Origin of the sequence: Tistlia consotensis USBA 355 (assembly GCF_900177295.1) — a bacterium.
In the GTDB taxonomy this organism is placed as follows: Bacteria; Pseudomonadota; Alphaproteobacteria; order Kiloniellales; family DSM-21159; genus Tistlia; species Tistlia consotensis.
Genome location: NZ_FWZX01000021.1, coordinates 80,220 through 100,232, shown reverse-complemented (window position 1 = coordinate 100,232; position 20,013 = coordinate 80,220). Strand labels below are relative to the sequence as shown.

19 protein-coding genes are annotated in these 20,013 nt (G+C 71.0%); 13 read left to right on the top strand and 6 right to left on the bottom strand.

Annotated features, from left to right (window positions below; genetic code table 11):
- Nucleotides 1–31 precede the first annotated feature (31 nt).
- The 12 genes from B9O00_RS21675 (at nt 32) to pldH (ending at nt 11,730) form a co-directional block, all read left to right on the top strand.
- Nucleotides 32–283 (top strand): type II toxin-antitoxin system Phd/YefM family antitoxin, encoded by a 252-nt coding sequence (locus B9O00_RS21675; protein WP_085124823.1) that lies wholly within the window; start codon nt 32–34, stop codon nt 281–283.
- Nucleotides 283–705, top strand: coding sequence for a type II toxin-antitoxin system VapC family toxin (locus B9O00_RS21670; RefSeq protein WP_085124822.1), 423 nt, complete (start codon nt 283–285; stop codon nt 703–705). Before B9O00_RS21675 ends, B9O00_RS21670 begins: the two co-directional genes overlap by 1 nt.
- Before the next feature lie 13 nt (nt 706–718).
- Nucleotides 719–3,403 (top strand): malto-oligosyltrehalose synthase, encoded by a 2,685-nt coding sequence (gene treY / locus B9O00_RS21665; RefSeq protein WP_085124821.1) that lies wholly within the window; start codon nt 719–721, stop codon nt 3,401–3,403.
- Nucleotides 3,404–3,720: 317 nt separating this feature from the next.
- Complete coding sequence (locus B9O00_RS21660; RefSeq protein ID WP_200808623.1) at nt 3,721–4,854, top strand: cupin domain-containing protein; 1,134 nt, start codon at nt 3,721–3,723, stop codon at nt 4,852–4,854.
- 51 nt (nt 4,855–4,905) lie between these two features.
- A complete protein-coding gene (locus B9O00_RS21655) occupies nt 4,906–6,033 on the top strand; it encodes an LVIVD repeat-containing protein (RefSeq protein WP_085124820.1) in 1,128 nt (375 codons plus the stop codon).
- Nucleotides 6,034–6,047: 14 nt separating this feature from the next.
- Nucleotides 6,048–6,431 (top strand): RidA family protein, encoded by a 384-nt coding sequence (locus B9O00_RS21650; RefSeq protein ID WP_085124819.1) that lies wholly within the window; start codon nt 6,048–6,050, stop codon nt 6,429–6,431.
- 70 nt (nt 6,432–6,501) lie between these two features.
- On the top strand, nt 6,502–7,089 hold the full coding sequence (locus B9O00_RS21645; RefSeq protein WP_085124818.1) for a glutathione S-transferase family protein: 588 nt from the start codon (nt 6,502–6,504) through the stop codon (nt 7,087–7,089).
- Nucleotides 7,086–8,006, top strand: a complete 921-nt coding sequence (gene fhmpcd1 / locus B9O00_RS21640; RefSeq protein WP_089229613.1) for a 5-formyl-3-hydroxy-2-methylpyridine 4-carboxylate 5-dehydrogenase — start codon at nt 7,086–7,088, stop codon at nt 8,004–8,006. The genes B9O00_RS21645 and fhmpcd1 overlap by 4 nt, the downstream gene beginning before the upstream one ends.
- A gap of 47 nt (nt 8,007–8,053) precedes the next feature.
- On the top strand, nt 8,054–8,569 hold the full coding sequence (locus B9O00_RS21635) for a TRAP transporter small permease (protein ID WP_085124817.1): 516 nt from the start codon (nt 8,054–8,056) through the stop codon (nt 8,567–8,569).
- Complete coding sequence (locus B9O00_RS21630) at nt 8,566–9,855, top strand: TRAP transporter large permease (protein WP_085124816.1); 1,290 nt, start codon at nt 8,566–8,568, stop codon at nt 9,853–9,855. Before B9O00_RS21635 ends, B9O00_RS21630 begins: the two co-directional genes overlap by 4 nt.
- 31 nt (nt 9,856–9,886) lie before the next feature.
- Nucleotides 9,887–10,912 (top strand): TRAP transporter substrate-binding protein, encoded by a 1,026-nt coding sequence (locus tag B9O00_RS21625; RefSeq protein ID WP_085124815.1) that lies wholly within the window; start codon nt 9,887–9,889, stop codon nt 10,910–10,912.
- Between the two features lie 77 nt (nt 10,913–10,989).
- Nucleotides 10,990–11,730, top strand: a complete 741-nt coding sequence (pldH, locus tag B9O00_RS21620; protein ID WP_085124814.1) for a pyridoxal 4-dehydrogenase, SDR-type — start codon at nt 10,990–10,992, stop codon at nt 11,728–11,730.
- A 179-nt stretch (nt 11,731–11,909) separates the two neighbouring features.
- Here pldH and B9O00_RS21615 read toward each other — a convergent pair whose 3' ends face one another.
- Together B9O00_RS21615 and B9O00_RS21610 are read right to left on the bottom strand one after the other, a co-directional pair.
- Complete coding sequence (locus tag B9O00_RS21615; protein ID WP_085124813.1) at nt 11,910–12,368, bottom strand: hypothetical protein; 459 nt, start codon at nt 12,366–12,368, stop codon at nt 11,910–11,912.
- Nucleotides 12,368–13,945, bottom strand: a complete 1,578-nt coding sequence (locus tag B9O00_RS21610; protein WP_085124812.1) for a GMC family oxidoreductase — start codon at nt 13,943–13,945, stop codon at nt 12,368–12,370. The genes B9O00_RS21615 and B9O00_RS21610 overlap by 1 nt, the downstream gene beginning before the upstream one ends.
- Nucleotides 13,946–14,056: 111 nt before the next feature.
- Between B9O00_RS21610 and ppaT the strand changes: the two genes are divergently transcribed.
- Nucleotides 14,057–15,238: a pyridoxamine--pyruvate transaminase gene (gene ppaT, locus B9O00_RS21605; protein WP_085124811.1), complete on the top strand. Its 1,182-nt coding sequence runs from the start codon at nt 14,057–14,059 to the stop codon at nt 15,236–15,238.
- A gap of 227 nt (nt 15,239–15,465) precedes the next feature.
- Here the strand turns inward: ppaT and pldA are convergent, their stop codons facing one another.
- From pldA to B9O00_RS21585, 4 genes are all read right to left on the bottom strand, one after another.
- A complete protein-coding gene (gene pldA, locus B9O00_RS21600) occupies nt 15,466–16,275 on the bottom strand; it encodes a 4-pyridoxolactonase (RefSeq protein WP_085124810.1) in 810 nt (269 codons plus the stop codon).
- A gap of 62 nt (nt 16,276–16,337) precedes the next feature.
- The gene (locus B9O00_RS21595; protein WP_085124809.1) at nt 16,338–17,273 is read right to left on the bottom strand and encodes a putative B6 ABC transporter permease subunit 1; all 936 of its coding nucleotides are present in this window, start codon (nt 17,271–17,273) and stop codon (nt 16,338–16,340) included.
- A gap of 3 nt (nt 17,274–17,276) precedes the next feature.
- Nucleotides 17,277–18,338 (bottom strand): putative B6 ABC transporter permease subunit 2, encoded by a 1,062-nt coding sequence (locus B9O00_RS33550; protein WP_200808622.1) that lies wholly within the window; start codon nt 18,336–18,338, stop codon nt 17,277–17,279.
- On the bottom strand, nt 18,338–19,942 hold the full coding sequence (locus tag B9O00_RS21585; RefSeq protein ID WP_085124808.1) for a putative B6 ABC transporter ATP-binding protein: 1,605 nt from the start codon (nt 19,940–19,942) through the stop codon (nt 18,338–18,340). The genes B9O00_RS33550 and B9O00_RS21585 overlap by 1 nt, the downstream gene beginning before the upstream one ends.
- Between the last annotated feature and the right edge of the window lie 71 nt (nt 19,943–20,013).

Genomic DNA, 20,013 nt, shown 5'->3' with positions numbered 1-20,013 from the left:
TGTCGGCTCAACGTCAACCGCGGGGGTGAAGATGGCGACCTGGTCCGTGCAGGATGCGAAGAATCGCTTCAGCGCCGTCATCGAGGCGGCACGCGCAAAGCCACAGACCGTGACCAAGCACGGCAAGCCGGCCGTCGTCGTGGTGGATGCCGCCGAGTTCAACCGCCTGCAGCGCCTCGATCAGGCAGAAGCGCCTTCGCTGCCCGACCTCTTGCTGGCCATGCCTCAGGACGACGAAGAGTTCGAGCGGATCCGGCTGCGGCCCCGCGATCTCGATCTCTGATGTTCCTGATCGACACCGTTGTCCTGTCGGAGCTGCGCAAGCGGCAACGAGATCCGGGCGTCGTCGCCTGGGTCGAAAGCCAGCGGACCAGCGATCTCTTCCTCAGCGTCGTCAGCATCGGTGAAATCGAGCGCGGCATTGCCCTGCAGCGGAGCAGGAACCCGGCATTCGCCCGGACCCTGACGGCTTGGCTCGACCGGGTCCTGGCGCTCTATCACGACAGGATCCTGCCATTCGAGCTCAGCACCGCCCGGCGCTGGGGCACGCTGAGCGCGGCGATCGGCAACGACAGCGCCGATCTCATGATCGCGGCCACCGCCCTCGACCACGGCCTCACCGTCGTCACCCGCAACATCGCCCATTTCGTACCGGCTGGCGTCTCGGTCCTCGATCCCTTCGCCCCGGTCCGGCCGGCGCCCTGAAGCGCCGGGCACGATGACCTTGCCGCGCGCCACTTATCGCCTGCAGTTCCGCGAGGGCATGGACTTCGCGCGCGCCGCCGCGCTGGCGCCCTACTGGCGACAGCTCGGCATCAGCCACCTCTACGCCTCGCCGGTCTTCGCCGCCGCCGCGGGCTCGACCCACGGCTACGACGTCACCGACTTCAACCGCATCGAGCCGGCGCTCGGCGGCGAGGCCGGCCTGCGGGCCCTGGCCGGGGCGCTGCGGCGCGAGGGCCTCGGCCTGATCCTCGACTTCGTGCCCAACCACATGAGCGCGACGCCCGACAATCCCTGGTGGGCCGAGCTGCTGGAGTGGGGCGAAGCGAGCCCGACGGCGACCTTCTTCGACATCGACTGGGCGGCGGACAAGCTGCTGATCCCGACCCTGGGCGCGCCCTACGCGGAGGTCCTGGAGGCCGGCGAGCTGGCCTTCGGCCTGGAGACGGCGACCGGCCGCCTGCTGCTGCGCTACCACGAGACGGCGCTGCCGCTGAACCCGCCGAGCGCCGCGACGCTGCTCGCGCGCTCCGGCGACGCCACGCTGCAGGGCCTCGCCTCGCCGCTGGCGAGCGCGCTGCCGGAGAGCGTCGAAGCCTTGCGCGCGGACCTCCGCAGGCGCCTCACCGAGCCCGGCGTCCCCGAGGCCTTCCGGGCGACCCTGGCCGCGCTCTCGCAGGACCGGGAGCTGGTCCACGCGGTCCACGAGGCCCAGGTCTGGCGGCTCGTCCACTGGCGCGCCGCGCGCGACAGCCTGACATACCGGCGGTTCTTCGAGATCACCGGCCTGATCGGCGTTCGCGTCGAGGAGCCGGCGGTGTTCGACGCGGTCCACGGCCTGCTGCTGCGGCTGGTCGAGGAGGGCCTGGTCCAGGGCCTGCGCCTGGACCACGTCGACGGCCTCGCCGATCCCAGGAGCTATCTGGAGCGCCTCGCCGCCGCCCTGCCCGACGGCACCTACCTGGTCGTCGAGAAGATCCTGGAGGACGGCGAGACCCTGCCGGCCGCCTGGCCGGTCGCCGGCACCACCGGCTACGAGTTCATCGCCGCGCTCGCCGCCGGGCTCTGCGACCAGGCGGGGCTGGCCGCGCTCGGCGAGGCCTACGAGGCCTTCGTCGGCCGGCCGCTCGACCTCGAGGACGAGGTCGCCGCGGCCAAGCGACAGATCCTGACCGAGAACCTTGCCGCCGAGCTCGCGACCCTGGTGCGCCAGGCGGCCGAGCTGGCACAGCGCCGGCTCGCGACCCGCGACTTCGGCGAGGACAGCCTGCGCCGCGCGATCATCGCCCTGGTCCTGGCCTTCCCGGTCTACCGCAGCTACGTCGACGAGGCCGGCGCCGGCGAGACCGACCGCAGGCTGATCGCCGGGGTCGCGGAGCGCGCCAAGCAGCGCCCCGACGTCGAGGAGCCGCGCACCGTCGACTTCGTCGTCTCGCTGCTGCTGCTCGAGGTCGAGCCAGAGGACAGCGAGGACGCCCTGCGCTTCACGACCCGCTTCCAGCAGACGACGGGCCCGATCATGGCCAAGGCCCTTGAGGACACGGTCTTCTATCGCCAGCACCGCCTGATCGCGCTCAACGAGGTCAGCGGCGACCCCGGCCTCGCCGAGGCCTCGGCCGAGGCCTTCCACCGGGCCATGCTCGAGCGGCGGGCGCGCCAGCCGCACGGCCTCTCGGCGACCGCGACCCACGACACCAAGCGCGGCGAGGACGCGCGCGCCCGGCTCTACGCCCTGAGCGAGGCGCCGGCGCTCTGGGCCCGGGCGGTCGGCCGCTGGTCGACGCTCAACGCCCGGCTGCGTAGCGCGGTCGACGAGGGCCCGGTGCCGGAGCCGGAGACCGAATGGCTGATCTACCAGACCCTGCTCGGCGCCTGGCCGGCGGATCTGGAGCCGGACGACGGAGCCGGCCTCGCCGCGCTCTCCGACCGGATCACGGCCTTCCTGGAGAAGGCGCTGCGCGAGGCCAAGCTGCGCACCCGCTGGACCGCGCCCGACGAGCCCTACGAGGCCGCGGTGCGGGCCTTCGCCGAAGGCCTGCTCGATGCGTCGGAGCCGACCTTCCTGCAGGACTTCGTCGCGACGACCGAGCCGTTCCGGCGGGCCGGCGCGGTCAACTCCCTGAGCCAGAGCCTGCTCAAGCTCACGGCGCCCGGCATTCCCGACCTCTACCAGGGCACGGAAGGCTGGGACCTCAGCCTGGTCGACCCGGACAATCGCCGGCCGGTCGCCTTCGGGACCCTCGACGCGCGACTCGAGGGCCTCGGCGAGCGGCCGCTCGCGGAGCTGCTCGCCGACTGGCGCAGCGGCGCGATCAAGCAGCGCGTGCTGCAGGCCGGCCTCGCCTGGCGCCGGGCCCGGCCGCAGCTGTTCGCCGAGGGCGACTACGGGGCGCTGCGGGTCGTCGGCGCCGAGGCGGACCGCGTCATCGCCTTCGCCCGGCGCCACCGCGACCGGGCGGCCGTCGTGGTCGTGCCGCGCCGGCCGCTCGGCCTGCTGCACCCGGAACTGCCCGCGATCCCCGCCGCGGCCTGGGGCGACACGGCGATCCTGCTGCCCGAGGCGCTGCAAGGCCGCCGCTTCGTCGACGCGCTGAGCGGCGCGGCACGGCAGGGGGCCGGCAGCCTGCCGCTCCGCGACCTGCTCGATCCGCTGCCCCTGGCGGCTCTCGACGCCGTCTAGCCCGGAGCGGCCGACCGCAGGGAGCGGGAATGGTCCCGCCAGTGGGCCGGCCGGCGCATATTGGTTACATCAGGCGTGGCCCGGCAGGCCCGCGCCTGCCCGGAAAGGCCGCGAAACCGCGATTTTCCGCGGCTGAGGGCCGCCCGGACGGAACCTTTCCCCAATTCCTGCGGCGTCGGCCCGCACGGCACCTTTGACTCGCGACGGAACTCGCGGATAGAGTTCGCCGAGACGGGCGGTCCAGATAGCGATACCAATCTGAAATTGGTATCGACGGCAGGCCGGGGCGCCCGACCCGAGCAGCGCAGGAGGTGGTGGTGGGCGCGGAAAGCAACATCAAGGTGGCCCTGGACAAGCTCTACGACGACGTCCACCAGGCCAACATGTTCCCCTTCTGGGCGACGACCACCGAGGTCGCCCACGACGAGGTCCGCCAGCTGATGAAGTCGGCCAAGGCGCTGCCCTTCGTCTGGAGCTACCGCGACCAGATCGGGCCGCTGCTGCAGCGCTCGGCCGAGCTGGTCTCGATGTCCGACTCCGAGCGCCGCTCGCTGATCCTGGTCAACCCGGGCCTGGCGCCGCGCCGCGCCACCGTCACCACGATGTACACGGCCTATCGCCTCAACGATCCGCACGAGGTGATGCCGCCGCACCGCCACTCGCCCAACGCCATCCGCTTCGGCCTGACCGGCAGCCAGAACTTCACCGGCGTCGAGGGCGAGGACATCGTCTTCGGGCCGGGCGACATGGTGCTGACGCCGCACGACACCTGGCACAACCACGGCAACAAGGGCGACGAGCCGGCGGTCAACCTGTCGGTCCTCGACCTGCCGCTGGTCGAGACGCTGAACGCCATCTACTTCGAGCACGACTACAAGGAGAAGGAGGGCGACCGCGAGGTCAGCCGGGCCGAGCAGACCGCCCGCTTCGACCCCGACTACTCAAAGCACATCTACGGCCGCGGCGGCCTGCTGCCCCGCTTCGTCGGCCACGACCGCGGCACCGGTGCCGCCTCGCCGATGTACGTCTACCGCTGGGAGCCGATGCGCGCGTTCCTCGAGGCCTACAGGGACCACGAGGGCGATCCCTACGAGGCCATCAAGATCGAGTACATCGACCCGACCAACGGCGAGCCGGTCTTCAAGACCATGACCTTCTTCGCCCAGATGCTGCGCCCGGGCGAGAAGACCCTGCCGCTGAAGCAGACCGCCAGCCTGCTGGTCGCGCCCTTCGAGGGCCCCGCCGGCCACTCGATCATCGACGGCCGGCGCCACGACTGGGCGCAGTTCGACACCCTGGCGGTGCCGGGCGGCAGCTGGTGCCAGCACGTCAACGACAGTAGGGAGCCGATCGTGCTGTTCGTCGCCAGCGACGAGCCGGCGCTGAAGAAGCTCGGCCTGTTCAAGCGCTGGGGCCAGAACGCCCAGGGCGACACCCTGCGCCTCGACTGAGCCTTCCCCCGTCCCGCCCCGCCCTTCCCCACCCGAGGAACGCCCCTTTCGATGAGCCGAGCCGAGAACACCAAGCTGATCGCCAATATCGACTGCCCAGGCGGCGGTCAGGTCTGGGTCGACGGCACGACCCTCTACGTCGGTCACATGCGGCCGCCCAGCGGCACCTCGATCTACGACATCTCCGATCCCTCGAAGCCGCGCCTGCTGTCGCGCATCGAGGTGCCCGAGGGCTGGCATTCCCACAAGGTCCGGGTCGCCAACGGCCTGATGATCGTCAACCACGAGCGCTTCGGCCAGGCGGCGCCCGAATTCGGCGGCGGCATCGCGATCTACGACGTCTCGAACCCGGCCGAGCCGAAGCCGATCTCCAAGTGGATGACCCACGGCAAGGGCGTCCACCGCTACGACTTCGACGGCCGCTACGCCTACCTCTCGCCGACCGCCGAGGGCTTCGTCGGCAACATCGCGATGATCGTCGACCTGCAGGACCCGACGAAGCCGGAGGAGGTCGGGCGCTGGTGGATCCCCGGCCAGTGGGCCGCCGGCGGCGAGGAGAACCCCTGGACCGACTACGTGCCGCCGCGCTGCCACCACCCGCTCCGGGTCGGCAACCGGCTCTACGTCAGCTACTGGCACCACGGCTTCTTCATCCTGGACGTCAGCGACCTCTCGAAGCCGACGCTGATCTCCCACCGCAACACCAGCCTGTCCTTCCCGCATCCGACGCACACCTGCCTCAGGATGCCGATGACCCTGAAGGGCCGGGAGATCATGCTGGTGGCCGACGAGGACGTCGCCAAGCTCTACCCCTCGGCGCCGGCCTTCGCCTGGGTCTACGACATCACCGACGAGCGCAACCCGATCTCGATCGCGACCTTCCAGGTCGCGGGCATCGACACCGACGGCAGCCCGCAGGAGCCGATGACCGGCTGCCACCAGCCCTCGGAGCGGCTGACCGGCACCAGCGTCGTGCCCTTCGCCTGGTTCGCCCAGGGCCTGCGCCTCGTCGACTTCGCCGATCCCTTCGCCCCGCGCGAGGTCGGCTTCTACCAGCCCGACGCGCCGGCCGGCTTCGAGCGCTCCTCGTCCAACGACGTGACGCTCGACAAGCGCGGCCTGATCTACCTGATCGACCGCCAGCGCGGCGTCGACATCATCGAAACCACCTGCTTCTAGAGGAGCCACAGCGCATGAGCGGCAAGATCACGCCGGTCGGCAAGAAGAACCCCAACCTGCCCTTCCATCCGGGCGTGCGCGCCGGTGACTTCCTGTTCGTCTCCGGCCAGGTCGCCAAGGACGCGGACGGCAACATGTGCGACGGCCCGATCGAGGAGCAGACGCGCTGGACCATCGAGTCGATCCGGCGCGTCCTCAAGGCCGCGGGCGGCGACCTCTCGGACGTCTGCAAGGTCACGGTCTACCTCGAGGACGCGCGCAATTTCGGCCGCTACAACAAGGTCTTCGCCGAGTTCTTCCCGGACGGGATGGTCTCGCGCACGACCGTCGAGGCGCGCGCCGTCATCGACACCAAGATCGAGATGGACGCGGTCGCCTACCTGCCCGTCAAGGGCTGAGCCGGCCCCGCCTCCGCGATCCAGAAGATCGACGAAGCCAGAAAAACCGAAGACAACGACGGAGCCCGACATGAAAGTCCTGGGACGCAAGACTTCCGGCAACGTGCAGAAGGTGCTCTTCCTGCTGGAGGAGCTCGGTGCCGACTACAGCCGCGAGGACTACGGCCGCCAGTTCGGCAACACCGGCAGCGCCGAGTACCTGGCGATGAACCCGGCCGGCAAGGTGCCGACCCTCGTCGACGGCGAGCTGACCATCTGGGAGTCGCACAGCATCCTGCGCTACATCGCGGCCAAGGCCGGCTCGGCGCTCTATCCCGCCGACCTCGCCGCGCGGGCCCGGATCGAGCCCTGGATGGACTGGCTGCTGGCCGCGCTCAACGACACCTACGTCGCGATCTTCAAGGCGTCGAAGGGCGGCGAGAGCGTGCCCGAGGCGGCGGCCAAGACGCTGGTCGAGTGCCTGACCCTGCTCGAGGGACGGCTCGCCCGGTCGCCCTGGCTGGCCGGCTCCGAGATCAGCCTCGCCGAGATCGCCCTGGCGCCGATCGTGCACCGCTGCCTCGGCTTCCCGGTCGAGCTGCCGCCCCTGCCGGCGCTGCGCGCCTGGCACGGGAAGCTGGCCGCCAGGCCCTCGTTCCAGAAGGCCTGCTCGGCGTGACCATTGCCGCGGTCATCGGCCTCGGCACGATGGGCGCCGGCATCGCGGCGGTGCTGGCCCGCGGCGGCCTGACCGTGCGCGCCTGCGACACGGCACCGGCCGCCGTCGAGCGCGCCCGCGGCGAGCTGCCGGCGATCGCCGGCCTGCTCGACCGCCTGGGCACGCCGGCCAGGGGCGACGCGACGGCGGTCGCCTTCGCCGGCAGCCTGGAGGAGGCCGTCGCCGGCGCCGACCTGGTGCTGGAGAACGTGCCCGAGAAGCTGGAGCTGAAGCAGCAGGTGTTCCGGCAGATCGACGCCGCCGTCGGCACCGACTGCATCATCGCCTCGGACACCTCGGGCATCCCGATCACCAAGCTGCAGGCCGTCGTCTCCCGCCCCGAGCGGGTCGTCGGCATGCACTGGTCGAACCCGCCGCACCTGATCCCGATGATCGAGGTCGTGGCCGGCCGGCAGACCGGCACGGCGACGCGCGACTGGATGGTCGCCCTCATCCGCGGCCTCGGCCTGCTGCCGGTCGTGGTCAAGAAGGACGTGCCGGGCTTCGTCGAGAACCGGGTGCTCTATGCGATCATGCGCGAGGCCCTGGACCTGGTCGAGGAGGGCGTGATCGAGCCCGAGGACCTGGACACCTGCGTGTCCTGGGGCATCGGCTACAAGCTCGCCATCGTCGGCCCGATGAAGCTGCTCGACATGGCCGGGCTCGACATCTACCAGTCGGTCGCCTCCTACCTCAATCCCGAGCTGAGCCGGCGCGCGGACGTCTCCGGCGCGATCGCCGAGCGGATCGGCCGGGGCCGGCTCGGCCTGAAGAGCGGCGCCGGCCTGTTCGACTACGCGCCCGGCGAGCTGCAGTCGCTGCGCGCCGAGCGGGCGAATCGCTTCGTCGCGGTGCGCAAGGCGCTGACCGAGGACTAACGGCCGGCCGCGTGCCGCGCGGGCCGGCCTTCCGGGGGGAAAGGCAGATGACGGGGGGCGTCTCGGGAAGCGTGAAGGCCGCCGCTTCGATCTTCCGCAAGCTGCTCGGCCTGCTGCTGATCGCCATGGTGCTGCTCAACGTCGCCAACGCGGCCGGGCGCTACCTCTTCGGCAAGGCGATCGAGGGCTCCGACGAGCTGCTGGTCTTCGCCATGGTCTGGCTGGTCTTCCTGGGCGCCGTGCTGGTCACGGCGCGCCAGGGCCACCTCGGCTTCGACATCGTCGAGCGGCTGCTGCCGCCGGGGCCGCGGCGGCTGCTCCAGGTCGTCCGCCACCTCGCGATCGCCACGCTGTCCGGCTACGTCGCGCTGCAATCCTGGGCCGTGCTGCAGAAGCTCACCCGGGTCGGCCAGAGCTCGATGGCGCTCGGCCTGCCGATGGTCGTCCCGCACGCCGCGGTGCTGGTCAGCTTCCTGCTGATCCTGGCCTTCTCGCTGCGCAACGCCCTGCGGCCACCGCAGCCGCCGGCGGCCTCGGACGGGACCGGGGAGGAGCCGCGGTGATCTGGACCCTCGCCGTCCTGCCGATCGCGCTCTTCGTGCTCGGCTTCCCGGTCTTCACCGTGCTGCTCGCGGCCGGCGCGCTGACCATGGCCCTGGTCATGTCGGTGCCGCCCCTGGCGGTCCACCAGATCCTGTTCGGCGGCGTCGAGAACTACGCCCTGCTCGCCGTGCCCTTCTTCGTCTTCGCCGGCGAGCTGATGAGCCGCTGCGGCGTCTCGGACCGCCTGGTGCTCTGGATCCAGTCCTTCACCGGCCACCTGCGCGGCAGCCTGGGCGTCACGACCATCGCCAGCGCGACGATCCTCGGCGCGGTCTCCGGCTCCAGCCCGGCGACCGTCGCGGCGACCGGGCGCACGCTCTATGCCGACCTCCTGAAAGCGCGCTACGGCAGGCGCTTCTCGCTCGGCCTGATCGCCTCCTCCGGCGCCGTCGCCATCGTCATCCCGCCGAGCATCGCGATGATCCTCTACGGCGCCAGCGGCGAGCAGTCGATCTCCAAGCTGTTCATCGCCGGCATCCTGCCAGGCCTGCTCATCTCGCTGGCCATGGCCGCCTTCGTCGTGCTCTGGGTGCGCCTGCGCCGGGGCGACATCGGGCGGGCCGGCACCGAGATCGCCGAGGCCGGGCGCATGGGCTTCCGCGCCGCCACGGTCCATTCCGCCGGGGCGCTGGCGATGCCGCTGATCGTGCTGTCCGGCATCTACCTCGGGGTCTTCTCGCCGACCGAGGCCGGCGGCGTCGCCTGCCTCTACTCGATGCTGCTGGCGCGCTGGGGCTACCGCAGCCTGACCTGGGGCGAGATCCTGGAGGCCGCCTCGGACTCGGCCTACCTGACCGGCCAGATCCTGGTCATCGTCTCAGCCGCCGCGCTCTTCTCCTGGTGCCTGACGGTGCAGGGCGTGCCCCAGGCGCTGATCGGCTGGGTCCAGCAGGCCGACCTCTCGCCGACCGTCTTCCTGCTGACCATCAACGCCATCCTGCTGGTGCTCGGCTGCTTCATCGACCCGACCTCGGCGATCCTGGTGCTGACGCCGATCCTGCTGCCGATCGTCAAGCACCTGGGCATCGACCCGATCCACTTCGGCATCATCATGACGGTGAACCTGTCGATCGGCATGTTCACCCCGCCCTTCGGCCTCAACCTCTTCGTCGCCCAGTCGGTGCTGAAGGCCGACATCTGGGACGTCTGCCGGGGCGTCCTGGGCTTCTTCCTGGTGCAGGTCGCGACCCTGATGATCATCACCTACCTGCCGCCGCTGTCCCTCTGGCTCACGACACTTCTCTAAACGGGCTTCACCAACGGAAAGGACGCAGACCATGACCCACGGCACCCCCTTCCTCAGTCGGCGGCGCCTCGGCGCCTTGGCCGCCGGCGCCCTCGCCCTCTGCGCCGCCGGCGCGCTGCCGGCCCAGGCCCAGACCACGATGAAGCTGGCCAGCGCGACCATCAACGACGTCCAGCACGAGTGGCAGAAGGTCTTCGCCCAGGAGCTGGAAAAGCGGGTCGGCGACAAGGTCAAGGTCGAGATCTATCCGGCCAGCCAGCTCGGCACGATCCCGCGCATGGTCGAGGGCGTGCTGCTCGGCACCATCGAATCCTTCATCACACCGACCGCGTTCCTGGTCGGCACCGAGCCGACCCTGCAGATCTTCGACGCGCCGGGCATCTTCGATTCGCCGGAGCACCTGGCGAAGGTGATCCACGATCCCGAGTACCGCGACCACATCGAGACCATGGCGCTCGACAAGGGCCTCAGGATCATCGGCGCGATCTACAACAGCCCCTTCCTGGTGCTGACCAAGCAGCCGGCGCCGAAGCTCTCCGACCTCGAGGGCCTGAAGATCCGCACCTTCGCCTCGCCGCTGCAGATCAAGCCGATGTCTGCGATCGGCGCCAGCCCGCTGCCGCTGCCGCTCAGCGAGGTCGTGCCGGCCCTGCAGGCCGGCGCCATCGACGGCATGCTGGCCGGCATGCCGATCCTGACCGCCTTCAAGTACTACGACATCGCCAAGTACGTGACCGACCTGCAGTTCTCGCTGATCGTCTCGGTCGACGTGGTCAACGAGGACTGGTTCCAGTCGCAGCCGGCGGACGTCCAGAAGGCGATCGTCGAGGCCGGCCGCGCCGCCGAGGAGGCCGTCCTGCCCTGGGGCATCGCCAACGTCGAGAAGGCCAACAAGGCCTGGACCGACCACGGCGGCGAGATCCTGGAGCTGAGCGCCGAGGACAGGGCCAGCATGACCAAGACCTTCAAGGAGGTCAGCGACAAGATCCTGACCTCCGACCCGAAGGTCGCCGCGGAGTACAAGCAGCTGATGGACGTCGTCGAGGCCAGGCGCTGAGACGGGGCGCCGCCGCCGCCCCGCGCGGCCGGCGGCGCCCGTTCCGACCCGGAGAAAGAGACCAGAGGAGGCGAAGCATGGGCAGGTTCGACGGCCGGGTGGCCATCGTCACGGGTTCGGCCAGGGGCATTGGCGGCGCTGCCGCGCTGCGCCTGGCCAGCGAGGGCGCGACGGTCGCCTTCGCCGACATCAACGAGGCGGGCGCCGAGGCCAAGGCCGCCGAGGCCGGCGGCTCGTGCTTCGCCGTCGGCGTCGACATCGGCGATCCCGAGTCGGTCGCCGGGCTGCACGAGACCGTGCTGGCGCGCTGCGGCAAGCTCGACGTGCTGGTCAACGCCGCCGCGATCGTGCCCTTCGTGCCCTGGAACGACCTGACCTTCGAGGAGTGGCGCCGGGTGCTGCGCGTCAATCTCGACGGCCTCTACCTGATGTGCCGCGCCTCCTCCGAGGCGATGCGCAGGAACGGCTACGGGCGCATCGTCTCGCTCTGCTCCAACTCGATCTTCGCCGGCACGCCGAACATGGCGCACTACGTCGCCGCCAAGGGCGGCGTCATGACCTTCTCGCGGGCGCTGGCGACCGAGCTGGGCGGCGACCGCATCACCGTCAACTGCGTGGCGCCGGGCCTGACCGACACCGAGGGCGTGCAGGAGAGCCCGCACAAGGACGCCTTCGACTTCTGCGAGATGCTGCAGGCGATCAAGGGCCACGGCACGCCCAAGGACATCGTCCCGGCGATCGCCTTCCTGGCCTCGGAGGAGGCCCACTGGATCACCGGCCAGACCCTGGTCGCCGACGGCGGCATGGTGCGTTGGTAGGAGCTCTACACGCTGGCTGACCGGCCCGTGCGCCCCTCGACAAGCTCGGGGTGAAGCAAGGCAGGAGATGTCGGTGAAGCAGGCGACGTCTCTTCCGTCGCCAAGCCTCACCGCCTGCACCACTGTCGCTTCACCCCGAGCCTGTCGAGGGGCGCACGGACGGCGCCGATGCGCCGTCCCTACTGCTTCGCCGGCTCGACCATGCACTGGACCCGGCCGTTGGCGACGCCGCAGCGGCCGTCGAACCGCGCCGCCTTGTCGCCGCGGACCCGGATCAGGGGCAGCTCGCCCTTGCTCTCGGTCCAGGCGGCGTCGCGGCCGCAGAGAATGTTCTCCAGCGGCACGTCGCGGCCGCCGCGCGGCTTCAGGGCCAGGGTGCCGCTCGCGGCGTCCCGGCGCAGGTCGATGGTCAGCTTCTCCCCGGCGGCGAGCGTGCCGACCGGCTCGCTCATGAAATGCGCCTCCACGGCCGTGCAGCGCAGCACCTCGGCCGAATCGTTGCGCAGCGTCAGGGTCACCGGCTTGAGATCGAGCGGCGGCTGCGCCTCGCCTTCGGCCAGGGCCGGCCCCGCCGCCGGCGGCACGGTCAGCAGCAGGGCCAGGGCGCCGGCGGCGATCGGCAAGGTCGTCGAGTTCATCACGCTGGTTCCTTCACGAAGCCGGCCGCGGCCGGCAGCAGCCTCCGTCCGGCGATCAGGTCGGCCGCCCGCTCGGCGATCGCCACGACCGCGGCGTTGACCGGCCCCGTGGTGATCGAGGGCATCACCGACGCATCGACGACGCGCAGGCCCTCGAGCCCCCGCAGCCGCAGCGCCGGATCGACGACCGCCTCGGCGTCGCCGCCCATGCGGCAGGTGCCGACCGGATGGTGGTGGGTGAATGCGGCACGTTCGAGGAAGGCGAGGCGCGCCGCCTCGGAACCGAGGTCGGCCTGGCGCGGCAGCAGCTCCTCGGCGCGCCAGCCGTCGAGCGCCCGGGCGGCACCGAGGCCGCGTGCGAACTCGAGGGCCGCCAGGTAGTGCGCGCGGTCCCGCGGCTCGGCGAGGTAGTTCGGGTCGATCGCCGGCGGCACCGCGGGATCGGCCGAGCGCAGGCGCACCGTGCCGCGGCTCTCGGGATGGGTGAAGCCGAACATCAGGGTGTAGGCCTCGCCGGGCGGCGGCGCGGCGAAGGCCTCGGTGACCACGGGCACGACGACGCAGGCGGCGACGATCTCCGGCGCGCCCTGCCCCGTCCCGATGTTCGCGTAGGTCAGCGATTCCGAGTGCTGGTAGCGCGACGGCGGCACCGGCCGCTTCGCGCGGTAGAGGTTGCCGCCGGACAGCAGGTGGTCGTGGAGGTTGCCGCCGACCCCGGGCAGGTCCCGGCGCACCGCGATACCGAGCCGCCTCAGCAGGTCGGCCGGGCCGATGCCGGAGCGCTGCAGCAGGGCCGGCGAGCCGATCGCCCCGGCCGAGAGGATCACCTCGCGCTCGGCGACCAGGGTCTCGGCCGCGCCGCCGCGCCGAAGCTCGAGTCCGCGGCAGCGGCCGCCGGGCGCGAAGGCCAGGCGCTCGACCAGGGCGCCGGTGACCAGGGTCAGGTTGGGACGGGCCAGCACCGCCGGCGTCAGGTAGGCGTCGGCGACGCTCTGCCGCCTGCCGTCGACGATGGTCAGGCTGTTGAGCGTCGGGCCGGTCATGCGCGCGCCGTTGTGCTCCGGCGTCGGCTCCAGGCCGATCTCCTCCCCGGCCTGCAGGTAGGCCTCGACGATCGGGTGCGGCTCGCCCGGCGTCAGCAGCCGGACCGGCCCGCTGTCGCCGTGCAGCGGCGACGGCCCGAAGGGCGAGCTCTCGCTGCGGATGAAGTAGGGCAGCAGGTCGGCGAAGCCCCAGCCGGCGCAGCCGGTCCGGGCCCAGGCGTCGAAGTCGTCGGGATGGCCGCGCACATGGGCCATGGCGTGCAGGCAGGACGAGCCGCCGACGAGGCGTCCGCGCGGCCAGGCGTGGACGCGCCCGGCGCCGTGACGCTGCGGCTCTGTGTGATAGGCCCAGTCGTAGGCGCGGCCCTGCAGCGCCGGCCACTTCAGCGGATCGGCGATGTCCGGGTCGCTGGGCTGCTCGCCGGCCTCGACCAGCGCGACCCGGCAGTCCGGATCCTCGCTGAGCCGCGCCGCCAGCACGCAGCCGGCCGAGCCGGCGCCGACGACGAGGACGTCGAAAATCTGCGCCTTCATCAAGAAAAGACCTTCCAATACTTCTTGGTTTTCGGATTTATATGGATCATTTCATTGAATATTTGGCGGGTCATTTGTATGATGCCCGCCGAAGACAGCAGGGAGGAAGTCATGACCGACGCACCGCTTCGCAAGCCCGTGATCACGCTGACCGCCGGGCCCGTCCAGGGCTACAGCGAGGTGCTGCAGGCCATGGCCCGGCCGCTCGGCTACGACTACGACCCCTGGTTCCTCGGCTTCTACGAGGCCGTCGCGAAGAAGTGCGCCCAGGCGCTGCGCTGGCCGGAGCCGGCGCTGATCGTGCAGGCCGAGCCGGCGGTCGCGATCGAGGCCGCGGCGGCCTCGGTGATCGGCCGCCGGGACGTCGTGCTCAACCTGGCCTCGGGCGTCTACGGCAAGGGCTTCGGCTACTGGTCGGCGCGCTATCACAAGGAGATGGTCGAGATCGAGGTGCCCTACGACGAGGCCATCGACCCGGCGGCGGTCGCCGCCGCGCTGCAGGCGCGGCCCGACATCTCGGTGGTCTCGGTCGTGCACCACGACACGCCCTCGGGCACGATCAATCCCCTGGTCGAGATCGGCGAGGTGGTGCACGCCCACGGCGCTGTCCTGATCGTCGACGCGGTCTCCTCCTTCGGCGGCATGGACATCCACCCGGCCGACTGCCACGCCGACGTCTTCATCACCGGTCCCGGCAAGTGCCTGGGCGGCACGCCGGGCGTCACCTTCGTCGCGGTCAGCGACAAGGCCTGGCAGAAGATGGAGGCGAACCCCGACTGCCCCTTCGCCTCGATCCTCAGCCTCAAGGACTGGAAGAACGCCTGGCGCCGCGACCAGCCCTTCCCCTTCACCCCCTCGGTCGCCGAGATCAGCGGCCTCGACGCCGCCATCGACCTCTACCTCGAGGAGGGGCCGCAGGCCGTCTGGGCGCGCCACGCCCTGACCGCCGCGGCCTGCCGGGCCGGCATCAAGGCGCTCGGCTGCGAGCTCTGGGCGGCGCGCGAGGCGATCGCCTCGCCGACCACGACCTCGGTCAAGGTGCCCGAGGCGCTCAGCGACGACGCGATCATCGAGATCGCCCGGCAACGCTACGGCGTCATGCTGTCGATCGGCCGCGGCGAGACGCTGCACAAGCTGATCCGCATCGGCCACATGGGCCCGACTGCCGAGCCGGTCTACGCCCTGGTCGCGGTCGCCGCGCTCGGCGGCGCGCTCAAGGCGCTCGGCTTCCCGGCGAAGCTCGGCGCCGGCCTGGAGGCGGCCCAGGCGGTGATCGACGCGGCGCGGGGCTAAGCGGCAACTCCCAAGGCATTCAGGTAGATCCGCCTTCCCGGACGCCGCTTTGCCCGGCAGCTTTGCTGCCGCTGGTAAAGCGAGCGATCCGGGACCCATCGGCCGAGACGCTGGTGCCCCTGGGTCCCGAGTCGCAAGGCTCGCAAGCCGGAAGCCTGACGGCTTCCGGGCTCGCCTAGCGCCCGGGAAGGCGGGATCGGAAGGGGACGACGATCGCCACCCGAAGCTCACGAATAGAAGCCCGGGGCCTTGATGTAGTCGCCGAAGCTCTCCGGATCGTGGGAGTAGAACAGCTCGGCGTCGTACTTCTCGGCCAGGTCCTTCAGGCGCTGCATGGACTTCAGGCTCGCCGTCGGGTCCAGGTGGAACGACGAGATGCACATCATGTCCATGTTCTTCTGGCTGTAGCAGGCGTCGGCCGTGAACAGCATCGGCCGGCGGTTCTTCAGCTCGACCATCATGGAGTAGTGGCCGGCGGTGTGGCCCGGCGTCTCGAACAGCCAGAGGCCCTTGGCGATCTCCTGGTCGCCGGTCAGGGTCTCGAACTTCGGCGTGTAGATGTCGAGCGCCGGCTCCGCCGCGTCCTTCGCACCGGCCTTCGCCTTGGCCAGATCCGGCGCGAAGCTGAGGTCCGAGTAGCCGAGGTGCTCGAAGGGCTGGTGGCAGCTGCAGGCCTCCAGCTCCTTGGCGTGGCAGAGCGTGCAGGCCTCGGTCAGGTACTTGTTCCCGCCGCAGTGGTCGAAGTGGTAGTGCGAGTTGATGACGTAGTCGACGTCCTGGGGCTTCTTGCCGATCCTGGCCAGCGCGCCCGGGATCGTCTGCTCCGGCGTCTGCAGCGGCTTCTCGAAGGGCAGCACCTTCATCACGTGGTCGTGGTCGTAGCCCGTGTCGAAGATGTAGGTGCCGTCGGCGTGCTCGACGAGCACGGCATAGCAGGGAAAGCGCAGCTCGCCGCCCGGCCCGCGGTTCCAGAAGGCATGGAACCCGTCGATCACCAGCGTGCCGCCGTCGAGCAGGTAGACTTTCGTGTCGGACATCGTTCGGCTCCCTTTCCGGTTCGTGCGTCCCCGTTTCCCCGTCCCGCCCGGCCGCGCCCCCTTCAGCGCTCCCCGCGATGGTACGGCAGGCCCAGCGCCGGCGGCAGGTAGCTGTGCCGGCCGAAGACGACCAGCACCAGGATCACCATGGCGAAGGGCAGCATCTGGATGACGTCGGTCGGCACGTCGATGCCGGCGACCTGCATGGCCGTGGTCAGCGACAGGCTGGCGCCGAACAGGAAGGCGCCGAACAGCACCCAGAGCGGCTTGCCGCGCGCCAGCATGGCCAGCACGATCGAGATGAAGCCGGCGCCGCCGGTCATGAAGGGCAGGAACAGGCCGCCGCCGACCGTCGAGAGGTAGGCGCCGCCGAGCCCGCCGAGGAAGCCGGTCAGCAGCACCGCCGCGGCGCGCGTGCCCATGACGCTGACGCCGGCCGCGTCGAGCGCCGCCGGCTTGTCGCCCGCGGCCTGCAGGTTGAGGCCGAACTGCGTGCGCCGGAACACCCAGATCAGAGCGAAGGGCAGCAGCACGGCGAGATAGACCAGGAGCGAGCGGTTGAACAGCGCGTCGCCGACGACCGGCAGGCCGCTCAGGCCCGGGACCGCCAGGGTGCCGATCTTGTCGAGGCGCGGATAGCTGCGCGCGAAGGTGAAGTAGTGCAGCAGGGCCGTCAGCCCCTCGCCGGCCAGGGTGATGGCAATGCCGACGACGATCTGGTTCATGCCGAGGCGCACGCAGAGCAGCACCATGACCAGGGCCGCCACGGCCCCGGCGGCCCCGCCGGCCAGGAAGCCGAGCGCGAAGGAGCCGCTCTGGTAGGCGACGGCGAAGCCGAAGTAGGCGCCGAACAGCATCATGCCCTCGAGGCCGATGTTCAGCACCCCGGCCTTCTCGGAGATCTGCTCGCCGAGGCCGGCGAGCAGCAGCGGCACGCCGGCGGTCACCGCGCCGAGCAGCAGCGAGCCCAGAAAGGCGGCGGTCAGCAGGTGCTCCACGGGCTAGGCCCCCCGCCGCTTCTGCCGGGCGTGGTCCAGCATCTCGACCACGGCGAAGAAGACCAGCAGCAGCGCGACCTGGACCAGCACGTAGAAGGTCGGCACGCCCATGCGGCGCGCGGCGCTCTCGCCGCCGATCATCAGCACGGCGAAGAAGAAGACGAAGCCGATCACCGCCCAGCCGTTGAAGCGCGCCAGGAAGATCAGCGGGATCACCAGGATGCCGTAGGCCGGGTTCCAGTCGGCGCGGATTGTGCCCTGCACGCCCATGACGTCGACGGCGCCGCCCAGGCCGGCGAAGGCGGCGCTGATCGCAAAGGCGAGGAAGGTCAGGCGCCGGACGTCGATGCCGGCGTGGATCGCGGTCCGCGGGTTGCTGCCGACGATCTGCAGCTTGAGGCCGAGCGAGGTGCGGCTCATCAGGTAGTGCACGCCGATCACCGCCGCGAGGCCGAGCAGCACGCCCCAGTGGATCGTCGTGCCGCCGAGCCGGGCCAGGCGGTCCTCGACCGCCAGGGTCGCGGTCTGCGGCACCGTCGTGCTCGGGTCGTTGAAGGGCAGCTTGATCAGCACGTTGGCCAGGCTGACCCCGAGGAACGACATCATCAGGGTCGAGATGATCTCGTTGATGCCGTGCTCGGCCTTGAGATAGGCCGGGATCACCGACCAGGCCGCGCCGATCGCCGCCGCGACGGCGAAGCAGACCAGGATCACCAGGATGTGCGGCAGGCCGCCGGCGACCAGGCTCGGCGCCAGGGCGGCGACGAAGACCGCGGCGAGCAGGAACTGGCCGTCGACGCCCAGGTTCCAGAGGCCGGCGCGGAAGGCGACGATCAGGCCGGCGGCGATCAGCAGCAGCGGCGCCATGCGGGTGATCGAGGCCTGCAGGCCGATCGGGCTCAGCAGGCCGCGCTCGACGACGAAGCGGTAGTAGGCGAGCGGGTCCTTGCCGAGCGCCACCAGGATCAGGCCGCCGACGACCAGCGCCAGCAGCACCGGCAGCAGCACGCGCAGCAGGGTGAAGGCGGCCTCGGCACCGCGGCCCTTCTCTTGCAGCCCGGCCATCAGGCGGCGTCCGCGCCGATCATGAGGCGGCCGATCGCCGCCTCGGCGCCGGGCGCGTTCTCGACCACGCCGACGATCGTGCCGCCGTCCATCACGGCGATGCGGTCGCAGGTCTCCAGAAGCTCGTCGAGCTCGTTGGAGATGACGACCAGGGCGGCGCCCCGGGTGCCGGCGCCGGCGCGGATCCGGTCGCGCGCCAGCTTGGTGTTCTGCAGGTCGAGGCCGTAGGTCGGCTTGTTGAAGATCACCAGCCGGGCCTCGGGATCGAGCTCGCGGGCCAGCAGCACCTTCTGGATGTTGCCGCCCGAGAGCTTGGCGATCGGCGTCTGCTCGGAGGGCGTGCGCACGTCGTGGACCTGGATCTGCTCGCGGGCATGGCGATGGATCGCCGGCCAGCGGGTCAGGCCGCCGGCCCAGAAGGGCGGCCGGCCGATCTGCTTCAGCACCAGGTTCGTCGCGACGGAGTGCGCCGCCGCCGTGCCCTCGCCCAGGCGCTCGTCGGTGATGTAGCGCACGCCGACCGACCGGCGCTGGACGACCTCCATGCCGGTGACGTCGCGGCCGTTCAGGACCATCCTGCCGGCGCTCAGGGGCCGCTGGCCGGCCAGCGCCTCGGCCAGGTGCTTCTGGCCGTTGCCGTCGATCCCGGCGATGCCGAGGATCTCGCCCGGCCAGACCTCCAGCTCGGCCTCCTGCAGCGGGCATTCGCCGCGCTCGCCGCGGGTCGCCGCCCCCTGCAGCGCCAGAGCCGGCGCGCCGCTGCGGTCGACGGCGTGGCGGGGCAGCGCCTCCGCCTCGCCGGTCAGGGTCTCTTCCAGGGCCTCGCCCGCCTCCCTGCGGCCGAACATGAAGCCGATCACCGCGTCGACGACCTGCCGCTCGTCCAGCTCCCGCAGCTGCCCGGGCGCCAGCTCGCCGACCACCTTGCCGAGCCGCAGCACGGTGATGCGGTCGGCCAGCTCGTAGGCCTCGCCCAGCTTGTGGGTGATGAAGACGACGGCGACACCGTGGTCGCGCAGCCGCCTGATGACCACGCCGAGCTCGCGGACGCCCTGCGGCGTCAGCATCGAGGTCGGCTCGTCGAGGATCAGCACCAGCTCGCCGTGCCAGAGCGCGCGCATGATCTCGAGCTGCTGCTGCTGGCCGAGCGACAGGCGGCCGACCGGCGCGTCCGGATCGAGGCGCGCGGACAAGAGGCCGCTCAGCTCCTCGAAGCGCTTCAGGGTGGCGGCGCGGTCGAGCGGCCGCCACCAGGGGCCGCCGAGCATCAGGTTCTCCAGCACGGTCAGGCTGGGGATCAGCAGGACGTGCTGGTAGACCGTGCCGATGCCGAGCTTGAGGGCGGCGCGCGGCGAGGCGATGCGCACGGCCCTGCCGGCGATGCGGATCTCGCCCTCGTCCGGCTGCTGCATGCCCGACAGGATGGAGATCAGGGTCGACTTGCCGGCACCGTTCTCGCCGAGCAGGGCATGGACCTCGCCGCGCCGGAAGGTCAGCGAGATGCCGTCGTTGGCCACGACCCCCGGAAAGCGCTTGGTCACTCCGGACAGCGCAACGGCGACATCGTTCCCTGGCTCTCCCCTTGGGGACCGCTCAACACCCATCGACCACCCCCGGCGCCCGGCAACTGGCCTCCGCTCGTCGGAGGCATCGTGAAGCAGATCTGATGAACCGG